At 66.1% G+C, this 12,513-nt stretch carries 12 protein-coding genes; 7 read left to right on the top strand and 5 right to left on the bottom strand.

Annotated elements, in window-relative coordinates; genetic code table 11:
• Nucleotides 1-54 precede the first annotated feature (54 nt).
• The gene (locus RQH86_RS11185) at nucleotides 55-330 is read right to left on the bottom strand and encodes a metal/formaldehyde-sensitive transcriptional repressor (RefSeq protein WP_046963271.1); all 276 of its coding nucleotides are present in this window, start codon (nucleotides 328-330) and stop codon (nucleotides 55-57) included.
• A 219-nt stretch (nucleotides 331-549) separates the two neighbouring features.
• Nucleotides 550-1,464 carry a LysR family transcriptional regulator gene (locus RQH86_RS11180; RefSeq protein WP_311238553.1) on the bottom strand — a complete coding sequence of 305 codons (915 nt, stop codon included), beginning with the start codon at nucleotides 1,462-1,464 and terminating at the stop codon, nucleotides 550-552.
• A 107-nt stretch (nucleotides 1,465-1,571) separates the two neighbouring features.
• Between RQH86_RS11180 and RQH86_RS11175 the strand changes: the two genes are divergently transcribed.
• Entirely contained in the window at nucleotides 1,572-2,744 is a 1,173-nt protein-coding gene (locus RQH86_RS11175) for a TDT family transporter (protein ID WP_311238554.1), read from the top strand.
• 305 nt (nucleotides 2,745-3,049) lie between these two features.
• On the opposite strand, the gene RQH86_RS11170 is transcribed toward RQH86_RS11175, so the two are convergent.
• A complete protein-coding gene (locus RQH86_RS11170) occupies nucleotides 3,050-4,150 on the bottom strand; it encodes a glycosyltransferase (RefSeq protein WP_311238555.1) in 1,101 nt (366 codons plus the stop codon).
• A 137-nt stretch (nucleotides 4,151-4,287) separates the two neighbouring features.
• Here RQH86_RS11170 and RQH86_RS11165 point away from each other — a divergent pair, with 137 nt between their 5' ends.
• Nucleotides 4,288-5,007, top strand: coding sequence for a response regulator transcription factor (locus RQH86_RS11165; protein ID WP_115513884.1), 720 nt, complete (start codon nucleotides 4,288-4,290; stop codon nucleotides 5,005-5,007).
• On the top strand, nucleotides 5,004-6,476 hold the full coding sequence (locus RQH86_RS11160; protein WP_311238556.1) for an ATP-binding protein: 1,473 nt from the start codon (nucleotides 5,004-5,006) through the stop codon (nucleotides 6,474-6,476). Before RQH86_RS11165 ends, RQH86_RS11160 begins: the two co-directional genes overlap by 4 nt.
• A gap of 294 nt (nucleotides 6,477-6,770) precedes the next feature.
• Here RQH86_RS11160 and RQH86_RS11155 read toward each other — a convergent pair whose 3' ends face one another.
• Both RQH86_RS11155 and yihA read right to left on the bottom strand, forming a co-directional pair.
• Nucleotides 6,771-8,135, bottom strand: a complete 1,365-nt coding sequence (locus RQH86_RS11155) for a glutamate--cysteine ligase (protein ID WP_104615380.1) — start codon at nucleotides 8,133-8,135, stop codon at nucleotides 6,771-6,773.
• A gap of 326 nt (nucleotides 8,136-8,461) precedes the next feature.
• Nucleotides 8,462-9,085, bottom strand: coding sequence for a ribosome biogenesis GTP-binding protein YihA/YsxC (gene yihA / locus RQH86_RS11150; protein WP_055848231.1), 624 nt, complete (start codon nucleotides 9,083-9,085; stop codon nucleotides 8,462-8,464).
• Between the two features lie 143 nt (nucleotides 9,086-9,228).
• Between yihA and RQH86_RS11145 the strand changes: the two genes are divergently transcribed.
• From RQH86_RS11145 to RQH86_RS11130, 4 genes are all read left to right on the top strand, one after another.
• Nucleotides 9,229-10,026: a c-type cytochrome gene (locus RQH86_RS11145; RefSeq protein ID WP_055848228.1), complete on the top strand. Its 798-nt coding sequence runs from the start codon at nucleotides 9,229-9,231 to the stop codon at nucleotides 10,024-10,026.
• A 95-nt stretch (nucleotides 10,027-10,121) separates the two neighbouring features.
• Nucleotides 10,122-10,772 (top strand): thiol:disulfide interchange protein DsbA/DsbL, encoded by a 651-nt coding sequence (locus RQH86_RS11140; protein ID WP_311238557.1) that lies wholly within the window; start codon nucleotides 10,122-10,124, stop codon nucleotides 10,770-10,772.
• A 91-nt stretch (nucleotides 10,773-10,863) separates the two neighbouring features.
• Nucleotides 10,864-11,676 carry a thiol:disulfide interchange protein DsbA/DsbL gene (locus RQH86_RS11135; protein ID WP_115554600.1) on the top strand — a complete coding sequence of 271 codons (813 nt, stop codon included), beginning with the start codon at nucleotides 10,864-10,866 and terminating at the stop codon, nucleotides 11,674-11,676.
• A 49-nt stretch (nucleotides 11,677-11,725) separates the two neighbouring features.
• Nucleotides 11,726-12,463, top strand: coding sequence for an endonuclease/exonuclease/phosphatase family protein (locus RQH86_RS11130; RefSeq protein ID WP_055848219.1), 738 nt, complete (start codon nucleotides 11,726-11,728; stop codon nucleotides 12,461-12,463).
• The last annotated feature ends 50 nt before the right edge of the window (nucleotides 12,464-12,513 follow it).

The following is a 12,513-nucleotide window of genomic DNA, read 5'->3' as shown; positions in this document are numbered from 1 at the left end:
CTCCTGACGAGGATGTTCGAGGACGGGCGCGGCATGCGCCGGCCCGGTGGGAGTTCATTTGAGGTAAGACCGGACCAGGCCGAGCAAGTCCTGTACCCGCTCGGCGCGTTGTGCATCGGACGCAGCGGCATGCCCGAAGTCTTCACGGATATGCGCTTCAAGCACCTGCGACATCAGCCCATTCACTGCCCCCCGGATCGCGGCGATCTGCTGTAGCACTGGGGCGCAGTCTGCGCCCGACTGCAACGCACGCTCAAGTGCATCGCACTGCCCACGCAACCGCCGTACCCGCGCCAGTGCGCGTTTCTTTTCCAGCGGCGAATGCGGCATGCCGGCCCTCGACCCAAGATACTGGGGGGCAGTATAGGCATCTGTATGGAAAAAGCGATGCCGAGGGCTGTTGAGCAGTCGATACGCACACTGCACGCAACAGAAAGTGACCGCACTCACATCATTACCGCGCTGCCTTCGCGTCACATCCAGGCGTTGCTGCGCGCATCACCCTGCTGCATTGCCGCACGCGATTGCGCAGCAGCGCATGGCCGATGCCTAACGGTGCGCAGGCTCGCCCCGCTCCAGCTTGAACTGCAGGCAGGCGTCGTGAAAGCGCTGCAGATTCGGCGAAAAAAACTTGTCGCGATGCGCGATCAGAAAGAACCGCCGGGTCAGTCGCGGCAGCCCGCCGCTCAGCGGCTTCAACTTCTTCGTTGCGATCAGCTCATCCACCACCCAGCGCGACAGGCAACTCACACCCAGGCCCTGCACCACCATGTTCTTGATCGCTTCCGAGCTACCGATCTGGCGGGTATCGGACAACGCATGCAGATGCCGCAGCAGCAACTGCTCGACCTCTTCACGCGTGCCCGAGCCCGGCTCGCGCAACAGCCAGTCGGCGTCGCGCAGGTCGGCCAGCGCGACCTTGGGCTGCTTGGCCAACGCATGCCGGCGACCGACCACGACCAGCAGTTCGTCCAGCAACCAGGGCTCCGCACGCAGCTCCGGCAAATGGCTGGGCCCTTCGATCAACCCCATGTCCAACTCGAAGTTGGCCACCTTGCGCGCGATGGCGCTGCTATTGGCACTTTCCATATCCACGCGCAGCGCTGGCGCCTGCTTGCGTAGCGCATGCAGCACCAGCGGCAACACATGATTGCCGATCGTCGTGCTGCAACCGATCTTCAAGCGACCTGTAGCGACAGCGGTGCCCGGTTCGAAGCCCGCTTCGATCTCGTGTGCGCCATCGAGCAGCTTGCGCGCCTGCGGCAGCAGCGCGGTGCCGACATCGTTGAGCACCAGGCGTTTGCCGACGCGATCGAATAACTGCGTGCCCAACGCATGCTCCAGCTCATTGAGCGCTGCGCTGGTGGCCGACTGCGACAACGCCACCACCAGTCCGGCACTGGTAGTGCTGCCATGCTGGGCAATGGCGCAAAAGATCTGAAGTTGCCGCAGCGTCAGACGCACAATCTACCTGCCTTACAAGTATTCAATAACGATATTACCCGTTTTACAGCTATGGACTGACGCTCGACACTGTTGCCACTGCCCTCCCCATTGCGTCACATGCCGCCATGTCTACCGTCACTGCACTACCAGTCACCCAGTGGCTGCGCCCCTTCAAGGCACTGTCCGGCCCGCGTGAGGTCATCCGTCAATTCACCCCGAGCTGGTTCGCCGTCACCATGGGCACCGGCATTTTTGCCCTGGCGCTCGGGCAACTGCCGTGGCCTGTTCCAGGCTTGGCGGCGATCGGCGCGCGCCTGTGGATGTGCAACGTTGCGCTGTTTGTCGTCTTTACGCTGCTGTATGCCGCGCGCTGGGTGCTGTTCTTCGATGAAGCCAGACGGATCTTCGGGCACGCCAGCGCGTCGATGTTCCTGGGCACCATCCCGATGGGCCTGGCGACCATCATCAACGGCCTGTTGCTATACGGCATGCCACGTTGGGGCAGCGCCGTGCTGCCGCTAGCCGAGGCCCTGTGGTGGGCGGATGTGGCGATGGCTGTGGCTTGCGGAGTGGGCGTGCCGTATCTGATGTTCACCCGGCAGCAGCACCGCATCGAGCAGATGACCGCGGTGTGGCTGTTGCCGGTGGTGGCGGCCGAAGTGGCGGCGGCCAGCGGCGGGCTGCTGGCTCCGCACCTTGCCGATGCAGGCAGCCGGTTCGCGGTGCTGATTGCCAGCTATGCGTTGTGGGCGTATTCGGTGCCGGTGGCGATGAGCATCCTGGTCATCCTGCTGCTGCGCATGGCCTTGCATCAGCTACCGCCGGCCAGCATGGCGGCATCGAGCTGGTTGTCGCTTGGCCCGATCGCGACCGGTGCGCTGGGCATGCTGGTGATGGGCGCCGACGCCCCGGCGATCTTCGCTGCACACGGGCTGGCCGAGCTCGGGCAGATCGCGGCGGGCATCGGCGTGATCGGCGGCGTGCTGTTCTGGGGCCTCGGCGCCTGGTGGCTGCTGCTGTCGGTGCTGATCACCGCACGCTATTTCCGTGCCGAGGTGCCGTTCAATCTAGGCTGGTGGGGTTTCACCTTTCCACTTGGCGTCTACGCCGTGGCCACCTTGAAACTTGGCGCGCTAGTGCAGCTGATGTTCTTCAATCTACTCGGCGTCGCCCTGGTGGCCGTGCTTGGTGTGGTCTGGGCAGTCGTCGCGGCCAGGACGCTGGCAGGCGCATATAGCGGCAATCTATTTGTGTCGCCCTGCATTGCGGAGCTGCACAGCGAAACGACCGCGCCGTGAGTGGTGCAATAGGAGTGATTGATCGATTCGTTGCCATTGGATTTCGGTATCGCTGCGCTGTACCTAGCCGGCGACTAATCGGTCGTACATTGCATGCATTCGACGCCGTGACTATGAGTACCAAGCAAGCCTGGCAGCGCGCCGGCGCGATCGAATAGCGGGGTCAACTGCGCAGCGTCAGTAACGCTGCAACCTTTCGATGGCAGCCTCCACTTGAACCCGCGCACGAGGAAGATGCGCATGCCGTTGATGAGCAACGGCATGCAGTGGTAACGACCACAAGCGCTGACAAGCGCGTCAATCCCTCAACGATCGACCACCACCGGCGCGATGCAGACAGCATGTTGCGGCGCATGCTCCGGCAGAGACGCCAGTACCGCGCTGCAGAAGCGCCCTGCAAAGGCGCCATCATTGGCCTGATAGAACGCACGCGCATTGGCCGACAGCGTATCCAGCGCGGCCTGCGGCATGGCGAGCGCGGTCTCCACCGCCTGCGCGATTCCCGCTGCGTCCACGTAGTAATACGACGCAAGGCGTCGCTGGCGCACGTCGCCCACCGGAATCAATACGCCATGCTCTGGCTTGACCAGCTCGTTCATTGGCTCGCCATCGGTGGCCAAGGTCACCGCACCCACGCTCAGCGCTTCCATCAGGTAGTGGCCGAAGCCTTCGGCCTCGGAGGGACAGATGTGGAAGAGGTGTGCGTTCTGCAGCCGACGTAACTCGGCATCGTCGAGATAGCGCACGCGGTGATCGATATTCGGCGCCACCACTGGTTTACCGGCTGTCCGCGGGTTTTGCACCACCGTCAGCAGCGGCCACTCCGGATGCTGCTTCCAGGTCTCCAGCAGCACGCGGGTGCCCTTGGCGGTGCTGCGCCCGGCCAGATGGAAAAACGCACGCTGGCGCGGCACCTGCCCATCGTGGCGATCCGGGCTGGTAAAGCCGATGAAACGCGTGGTGCAGCCCAGGCTCTGGAAAATCCGCTCGGCATGGTGGGTCTTGCACAGCACTGCGTCGAATTTCGGCAGCAACGGCAGCCATTTGGGCAGCAGCCATTCCGGGTTGGGCACCAGCAGGTTGATCTGCCCCAGCGGCAGGCAGCGCGCATACACGCGCTCGGAAAAGATCTGCAACGGCACCCGCCCGAACAGCGCGCGACTGGCCCATAGCCGCACTTCGCGCCCGGTGTCCTGCAACCGCTGGCTGGTGAACCCCAGCTCCTGCACGGGCACGCCGCCGGCGCGCAGGGTCTGCGCCATCAGTACCATGTCGCGGGTCAGGCCCACGCCGTTATCGCGGCTGATCACCCGCATCATCGGAAACGCCTTGTCATGCACGCACCCGCCATCGGGATGGCGCAGTGTCGAAGCGATGGTGTCCTGCGTGATGTCCCGTCCCGTCATGTTGCCTTGCACGTGTGCCAATAGTTGACAAATTTGATGTTTATGATGTGAGTTCCAGCCTTGCACCTGCGAGCACCATGTATCCGGTAGCCACCACCCTGCGCGGGCCGACCTCCGCGCCACCGACGATGATTCCCATGGATATGCAACAACCCCGCGTTCTTGTGGTCGACGACGACCCGGACCTGCGCAAGCTGATCGGCGAGTTCCTCAGCGCGCATGGCTACCAGGTGGACGTTGCCGAAAACGTGGCGGACATGCGCACGCGCATGGCGCAACGCCGCCCGGACCTCATCGTACTCGACGTGATGATGCCGGGAGAAGATGGGCTGAGCGCAGCGCGCGCCCTGGCCAGCGAACGCGGTTCGCCGGCGGTCATCATGCTCAGTGCGCTGGGCAACGACACCGACCGCATCATCGGCCTGGAAGTGGGCGCCGACGACTATCTAGCCAAACCCTGCAACCCGCGCGAACTGCTGGCGCGGGTGCGCGCCTTGCTGCGCCGCAGCCAAGCCAGCAACGAGCAGGCCGACCAGCGCGGAAACGTCTACGAATTCGCCGGCTGGCGCCTGGACGTGGTGCGCCGCGACCTGCGCGACCCCACCGGTATCTTCATCAATCTCTCCGACGGCGAATTCGCGCTGTTGCGCACTTTCGTCGAGCACCCACAGCGCGTGCTCAGCCGTGACCAGTTGCTGGACTATGCGCGCGGCCGCGATACCGACGTCTACGACCGTGCCATCGACAGCCAGATCAGCCGCCTGCGCCGCAAGATCAACGAGCGCGTCCATACCGAACTGATTCGCACCGTACGCAATGAAGGCTACATGCTGCTGCCGGGCGTCTCGCGTCTGTGAGTAAACCGGCACGTCGCGGGCTGTCGATCTTTGCCCGCACGTTCGTCCTGCTGGCGGTGGCCCTGCTCACCGCCCAGGCCATCGGCATCGCCCTGCTGGTGATGCGCACCCCCGTCTACGAGCCGCCGGTGCACCCGCCGGAAGTAGTGGCGCTGCTGTCCACGCGCATGCCCGCCGGCACCCAGACCCTCAAGGTGCACGACAGCGTGCAGGTGCCAACAGCGCCGCCTGGCCAGGTGCGCGACGCCTTCGCGGAAATGCTGCTGGCCCACTGGCTGGATGTCGACGCGCACCGCGTGCGGTTCTATCGCAGTGCCGACGACCGCGAGAGCCCGCAGCTTGCCGCGGACCGACCGCGACGGCAGCACGCGGCCAGTGCCGCGGACAGCAACGGTATCCGACGGATGTCGCCGGAATGGGCGTCCGGCCGCCCAGCTGGCGACCCGCCGTTCGGCAATGGGCTGCGCATGGACCAGGCGCCGGACGATTGGGAAAGCGAACGCCTCACCCCCGGCGTGCCGCTGCTGGATGGCTTCACCGCCGCTCTGCAGCAGCCCGATGGCCGCTGGCGCACGGTGGAGTCGCCGCGACGGCGGCTGTCGGCTGAGTTCAAGACCCATATCGTGCTGCTGTTCCTGGCCGGCCTGCTCGCCAATGTGCCGCTGGCATGGTGGTTCTCGCGCGCACTGTCGGCGCCGATCAAGCGCTTTGCCGAAGCCGCCGACCGGCTGGGCCGCAATCCCCACGCCGCCGCCTTGCAACGCAGCGGCCCGCCGGAGATCGTCCGCGCCGCCGATTCGTTCAATGCGATGCAGGGGCGTCTGAACCGGCTGATCAACGAACGTACCCACATGGTGGCGGCCATCGCGCACGACCTGCGCACGCCGCTGGCGCGGCTGTCGTTTCGACTGGACGGCCTGCAACCGCCACTGCGCGAAAAGGCGCTGGCCGATATCGACGAAATGAAGGCGATGATTTCCGCGGCGCTGGATTTCATCCAGAACGATCGCCATCGCGGCGAACGCGCGCCGCTGGATCTGCGCCTGCTGGTGGAGAGCGTGGTCGACAACGCCACCGATATCGGCGCCGACGCGGTGCTGCTGCCCGGCCCGACCATCACCCTGGACGGCGACCCGCTGGCATTGCGCCGCGCGCTGATGAATCTGCTTGAAAACGCCCTGAAATACGGCAAGTGCGCGCGCCTGCAGCTCACCCGCGATGGTGAGGATGGTGTGCTGTGGATCGACGACGACGGCCCCGGCATCGACCCCACCCAGCGCGAACAACTGTTGCTGCCGTTCGTGCGTGGCGAGTCTTCGCGTAACCGTGGTACCGGCGGCATCGGCCTGGGCTTGTCGGTGGCGCATAGCATCGTGCTGGCGCATGGCGGCGACCTGCGCCTGGACAACCGCGCCCATGGCGGGCTGCGCGTAACGGTGCGCCTGCCGTGCATGCCGGAGCGGCGCTGAGCGCAGACAGGAACCGACGGGGACAAGGGATCAGCGCGCACGACCAGCAGTGGCCTCATCGCGCGCATCACGGGGCAACGCATTCCCCTAGCTACCAGGCTGTCGCGCCGAGCCAGGGTCGGTAACGCGCTCGTCGGTCACCCACGCGGAGAATGCGCGCGACCGTGCGCATCAGGGCCCCAGGGTGGAAGCCGCACACAACCAGGGCTTCACTGCCGACAGCTAACCGCTCACGCACTGACCCACAGCAACACGCGCCGCATCACGGCGCGCAGTCGACCGCACATCACTCAATCAGTACGCAAACTCGCGGAATACACGGTCGATATCGCCGTTCCAGGCGCCGTGATACAGCGCCAGCTTGCGCTCGGCGGCAGTGACGCCGCTTTCGGCAATCTCGGCGATCACGTCGACAAAGCCGGTTTCGTCCTGGCCATCGCCATTCAAGCGCGCGCGTCGGCGCAGGCCTTCGCGGGCGATGTTGACTGCCTCCACCGCCAGGTCGCGCACGGTGCCGTTGCGGAATGGCAGGCCCAGCGCGTGCTTGGGCACGCCGTCGCGCAAGGCGTGGCGTTCGGTCGGGCTGAAATCCTTGACAAGGTCCCAGGCCGCATCGAGCGCGGTCTGGTCGTACAACAGGCCCACCCAGAACGCCGACAACGCGCACAGGCGATTCCACGGGCCGGCATCGGCGCCACGCATTTCCAGATATTTCTTCAGGCGCACTTCCGGAAACGCGGTGGTCATGTGGTCCGACCAGTCGCGCAGCGTCGGCAACGCACCCGGCAATGCCGGCAGCTTGCCTTGCATGAAATCGCGGAAGCTCTGCCCGCTGGCATCGACATAGACGCCGTTGCGATACGAAAAATACATCGGCACATCGAGCAGGTAATCGACATACCGCTCGTAGCTAAAGCCGTCTTCGAACACGAAATCCAGCATGCCGGTGCGATCGGCGTCGGTATCGGTCCAGATGTGCGAGCGATAGCTCAGGTAGCCGTTGGGCTTGCCCTCGGTGAACGGCGAATCGGCAAACAAGGCGGTGGCGATCGGCTGCAACGCCAGCGACACGCGGAACTTCTGCACCATGTCCGCTTCGGTGGCGTAATCCAGATTGACCTGCACCGTGCAGGTGCGCGTCATCATATCCAGGCCGAGCGAGCCGACCTTGGGCATGTAGTTCTTCATGATCTGGTAGCGGCCCTTGGGCATCCACGGCATCTGGTCGCGCCGCCACTTGGGCTGGAAGCCCATGCCCAGGAACCCAAGCTGCAACTCGCCGGCCACCTGGGCCACTTCGTCCAGATGGGTGCCGGTTTCCACGCAGGTGTCGTGCAGGGTTTCCACTGCCGCGCCGGACAGTTCCAGCTGGCCAGCCGGCTCCAGCGTCACCGAGGCGCCGTCGCGCAGCAGCGCGATGGTGTGGCCGTTTTCCTGCACCGGCTCCCAGCCGAAACGGGTCAACCCGGTCAGCAAGGCTTGGATGCCACGCGCGCCTTCGAAGGTGGGCGCGCGCAGGTCATCGAGCTGGAAGCCGAACTTCTCGTGCTCAGTCCCGATCCGCCAGTCCGCACTGGGCTTCTCGCCGGAGGCCAGTACCTGGACCAGTTCCGCGCGTTCGGTAATCGGCGTTTCGGCAACGTGGCTGGGACTCGACAAGGGCAGGCTCGCAAACGTGAAGGGGTGGAACGATGTGGGGATACTTCCCAGCCACCGCAAGGCCCGCACTATACCCGCAGGGCATGCAAGTATTGCCGCCATCGGCCGGGTCTGAGATTTCCATCCATGCGCATGCCGCAGGATGGGCCGCAGTGCGCATCACCGCAGTCCACCGCTCCGCCTGTGTGCCAGCCGGCCGCAACCGGTACACCGGTCGACCCTGGCTGCCGACAGGCCCGTACCGACCACCACACACGAAGACGGCGAGCACTGGCTCGCCGTCTTGCATCGCATCAAAGGGACGCGGCCGTGGCGGCCGCCAGGCATCACTCGGCCGCGGGCGTTTCCACACCCAGGCCCAGCCAGCCGCCGACGATGCCGCGCAGTTCGTCCACACCCTGGCGCGATTCGCCGGAGTAGGTCTGCACGGTCACGCTGTCGCCGAAGCGCGAGGTCACTTCCTTCTTCACCTTCTGCAGGGTCTGCATCTGCTGGCCACGGCCGAGCTTGTCGGCCTTGGTCAGCAACCCGTGCGCGGGCAGGCCGCGTTCGGCGGCGTAGCCGAGCATCTGCAGGTCGTAATCCTTGAGCGGATGGCGGATATCCATCACCACCACCAGGCCGCGCAGCGCCTCGCGGGTGCGGAAATAGCGGTCGATGAAGGCCTGCCAGTGCGCCTGCAGGTCCTGCGGCACCTTGGCGTAGCCGTAACCGGGCAGATCCACCAGATAGCGCTCGGGCTGGATCTGGAAGAACACCAGCTGCTGGGTGCGGCCGGGGGTCTTGGACACGCGGGCGAGCGCGTTCTGGCGGGTCAGCGCATTGAGTGCGCTGGATTTTCCGGCGTTGGAGCGGCCGGCGAAGGCCACCTCGTAACCGCCATCGTCGGGCAATTGCCGGGCGTTATGGGCGGACAGGTGGTAGCGGGCTTGTTCGATAAGGAGCGACATCTCACTAGGATCGCACGTTCGGGCCCGGCGGTTTTGCTGCACTGTTCGTTGACCCTGGCGCAAAGGCGTGTCGATAATCGAAGCATGCCTGCCACTGCCAGCACCCAACGCGCGCGGGCCGGGTCCATACGGAGCTTTAGCTGATGCGCCATGCTCGTGTGCTAGTCCTCACCGCCCTCGCCGTGCCGGTCATTGCCGCCGTGGCGTTTGCGCAATCGGCGGTCACGCCGATCCCCGATCCACCGCCCGTGCGCGTTGCGCCGCTGGAGGTGGATCTGGCCAAGACCACCTGGGGCGATGCCAAGGCCGGGCAGACAAAGGCGGCCGCCTGCGCCGCCTGCCACGGCCCCGACGGCAATCCGGCGGTGGCCATGTACCCGCGCATCGCCGGGCAAACCGAGCGCTACGTTGCGCATCAGGTGGCCCTGATCGCCAGCGGCGAGCGCAATAGCGGGATGTCGGCGGTGATGGTGCCGTTCGTCAAGGACCTCACCGCGCAGGACATGCGCGACCTGGGCGCCTACTTCGCCACCCAGAAGGCGTCCGCCGGGGTCGCCGACGACGCAGTGATCGCCGAGGGCCCGTATCAGGGCATGAAGTTCTACGAGGTCGGCGAAAAGCTCTACCGCGGTGGCGACATCGCGCGCGGCGTGCCGGCCTGCATGGCGTGCCACGGCCCGTCCGGTGGCGGCAATCCGGGCCCGGCGTATCCGCGCCTGGGTGGCCAGCATGCCGACTACGTGGCGCGGCGCCTGAAGGACTACCAGGCCGGCACCACCCAGGAGCGCAATCCGGCGCTGTTCAATATCATGGCGCAGGTGGCACGCCCGCTGAGCGAGCAGGAGATCCAGGCGCTGTCCAGCTATCTGCAAGGTCTGCACGACCGCGCCGACGATGCCGCCGCTGCACAGACGCCTGCCGGGACACCGGCGCGCTCATGAGCTGAGGCGCCCACCTGCTCCACCGTGTCACGACGCCGGTCCCGCGACCGGCGTCGTCGTTTCCCGCCCCCTCTTGAGATCCCCACGGAGCCTGCATGAATCTGCTTTCCCGCCTGTCCCTGCTGTTGTTGATCCTGGTGCCACTGGTGGCCTGCGCCGCAGACAAGACGGCGCCGCCGGTCGAAGGCGAGGACTACACCCTGATCGACGGCGGCCAGCCGTATGCGCCGCTGGCCGGCAAGGTCGAAGTGGTGGAAGTGTTCGGCTACACCTGCCCGCATTGCGCGCACTTCGAGCCGACGCTGGAAGCCTGGGCGGCCAAGCAACCGTCCTATGTGCGCTTCACCCCGGTGCCGGCCGCTTTCGGCGGGTTCTGGGACGCATTTGCGCGCGCGTACTTCGCCGCCGACATCCTCGGCGTGGCCAAGCGCAGCCACCGCGCCATGTTCGACGCCATCCACGAAAAGCAGAGCGTGCCTTCCCAGAACGTGGCACCGGAAGAACTGGCGGCGTTCTACGCCGACTACGGCGTGCCGCAGCAGCGCTTCGTCGAGACCTACAAAAGCCAGGCGGTGGACGCCAAGCTGGATGCCGCGCGCGACTTCGCCAAGCGCAGCAAGCTGCCCGGCACCCCGGCCATCATCGTCAACGGGCGCTACCTGATCGGCGCGCGCAATTACCCGGACATGCTGCGCGTGGCCGACTACCTCATCGCCCGCGAGCACGCCGCAGCTGCCAAGCGCTGAACCGCGTAACCGCCACCGACGGCGGCCCGTGGCATCATGCGCCCCGCGGCCGTCCGGCCCTTTCCTCGCCCCACGCTGGAGATCCAATCCGATGAAGACCCGCTTCGCCCTGACGCTGATGGCGCTGCTGCCGATCCTGGTCGCCTGCAAGGCCCAGGACGGTTCGTCCGACACCGCACCTGCCGCCGCTACGCCGGCTGCCGAGACGGCGCCTGCACCCGCCGCTGCCCCGGCTGCCGATCCGGCCGCCCCGCCTGCGGTTGGCGAAAGCGCCACCACGCCGCCGGCCGCCGCGCCCAGCGCCGCCCCGCGCGCACCGAACGGCCCCGAGCCGGTCGCCGGCACCGACTATGTGGACATCCAGGCAGCCCAGCCGTACCAGCAGGCTGCCGGCAAGATCGAAGTGGCCGAGGTGTTCGGCTATGTCTGCCCGGCCTGCAACGCGTTCCAGCCGCTGATCGGGCCGTGGAAGGCCGGCCTGCCGTCGGACGTGCATTTCGTCTACGTCCCGGCGATGTTCGGTGGCCCGTGGGATGACTATGCGCGCGCGTTCTACGCCGCCGAGACGCTGGGCGTGCAGGAAAAGACCCATGAAGCGCTGTACAAGGCCATCCACGTCGACCAGACCCTCAAGGGCGAGCGCGGCAAGGATTCGGTGCAGGACATCGCCGCGTTCTACGCCAAGTACGGCGTGGACCAGAAGACCTTCATCGACACCATGAGCAGCTTCGGCGTCTCGGCCAAGACCAACCGCGCCAAGCAGTTCGCTACCCGTAGCCAGATCACCGGCACGCCGTCGCTGATCGTCAACGGCAAGTACCTGGTCAAGGGCAAGAGCTTCCCGGACATGCTGCGCATCGCCGATCACCTGATCGCGCGCGAACGCGCCACGCTGGCCAAGTGATCGGGGCGACCGCCGCATCGTGAACGCTTCGGACTCGCGCACCCTGCGGGTGCTGACCGCCAATATCCAGGCCGGCTCCAGCACCCGCCGTTACAGCGACTACGTCACCCGCAGCTGGTCGCACGCGTTACCGCTGGGGGCCAAACGCACCAGCCTGGACAGCATCGCCAAGCTGGCCGGCGACCGCGACATTGTCGGCCTGCAGGAGGCCGATCCAGGCAGCCTGCGCTCGGGCTTCACCAACCAGACCCACTATCTGGCCGAGCGTGCCGGCTTCCACTACTGGAGCCACCAGCCCAACCGCCGCATGGGCGGGGTGGCGTCCAGTGCCAACGGCTTGCTGAGCAAGCTGGAACCGCTGGAAGTCCAGGACCACGCCCTGCCCGGCCGCATCGGCGGACGCGGCATCCTGCTGGCCAAGTTCGGGCAAGGCCGCGATGGGCTGGCGGTGGCGGTGGCGCATCTGTCGCTGGGCGCCAATTCGCGCATGGCCCAGTTGGCCTTCATCGCCGAGCTGCTGTCCGAGCATCCCAACGCGATGCTGATGGGCGACTTCAACTGCGTGGCCGACCGGCCGGAGATGCAGGCGTTGTATCGGCATACGCGATTGCAGCCGCCGAGCTGCGTGGTGCACACCTTCCCAAGCTGGCGCCCGGACCGGGCGATCGACCATATCCTGGTCAGCGACAGTCTGGTGATCGAGCACACCGAAGCGATTCCTGCCGCGTTCTCCGATCATCTGGCAGTGGGCATGGACATCCGCGTCCCGCTGCAGTTGCTGCGCTAGCGCACGCAAAGTGCCGACGGGTTCGCACTGGCGAACTCGACCGACGACAC

Source organism: Xanthomonas sp. WCS2018Noco2-27, from assembly GCF_031843525.1.
Taxonomy (GTDB): domain Bacteria; phylum Pseudomonadota; class Gammaproteobacteria; order Xanthomonadales; family Xanthomonadaceae; genus Xanthomonas.
This window is presented reverse-complemented; position numbering and strand designations above follow the sequence as displayed.

Coding starts and splice junctions, on each gene's coding strand:
- RQH86_RS11185 (WP_046963271.1), bottom strand. CDS start 330: ATGCCGCATTCGCCGCTGGAAAAGAAACGCGCACTGGCGCGGGTACGG.
- RQH86_RS11175 (WP_311238554.1), top strand. CDS start 1,572: ATGTCTACCGTCACTGCACTACCAGTCACCCAGTGGCTGCGCCCCTTC.
- RQH86_RS11170 (WP_311238555.1), bottom strand. CDS start 4,150: ATGACGGGACGGGACATCACGCAGGACACCATCGCTTCGACACTGCGC.
- RQH86_RS11165 (WP_115513884.1), top strand. CDS start 4,288: ATGGATATGCAACAACCCCGCGTTCTTGTGGTCGACGACGACCCGGAC.
- yihA (WP_055848231.1), bottom strand. CDS start 9,085: ATGTCGCTCCTTATCGAACAAGCCCGCTACCACCTGTCCGCCCATAAC.
- RQH86_RS11145 (WP_055848228.1), top strand. CDS start 9,229: ATGCGCCATGCTCGTGTGCTAGTCCTCACCGCCCTCGCCGTGCCGGTC.
- RQH86_RS11140 (WP_311238557.1), top strand. CDS start 10,122: ATGAATCTGCTTTCCCGCCTGTCCCTGCTGTTGTTGATCCTGGTGCCA.
- RQH86_RS11135 (WP_115554600.1), top strand. CDS start 10,864: ATGAAGACCCGCTTCGCCCTGACGCTGATGGCGCTGCTGCCGATCCTG.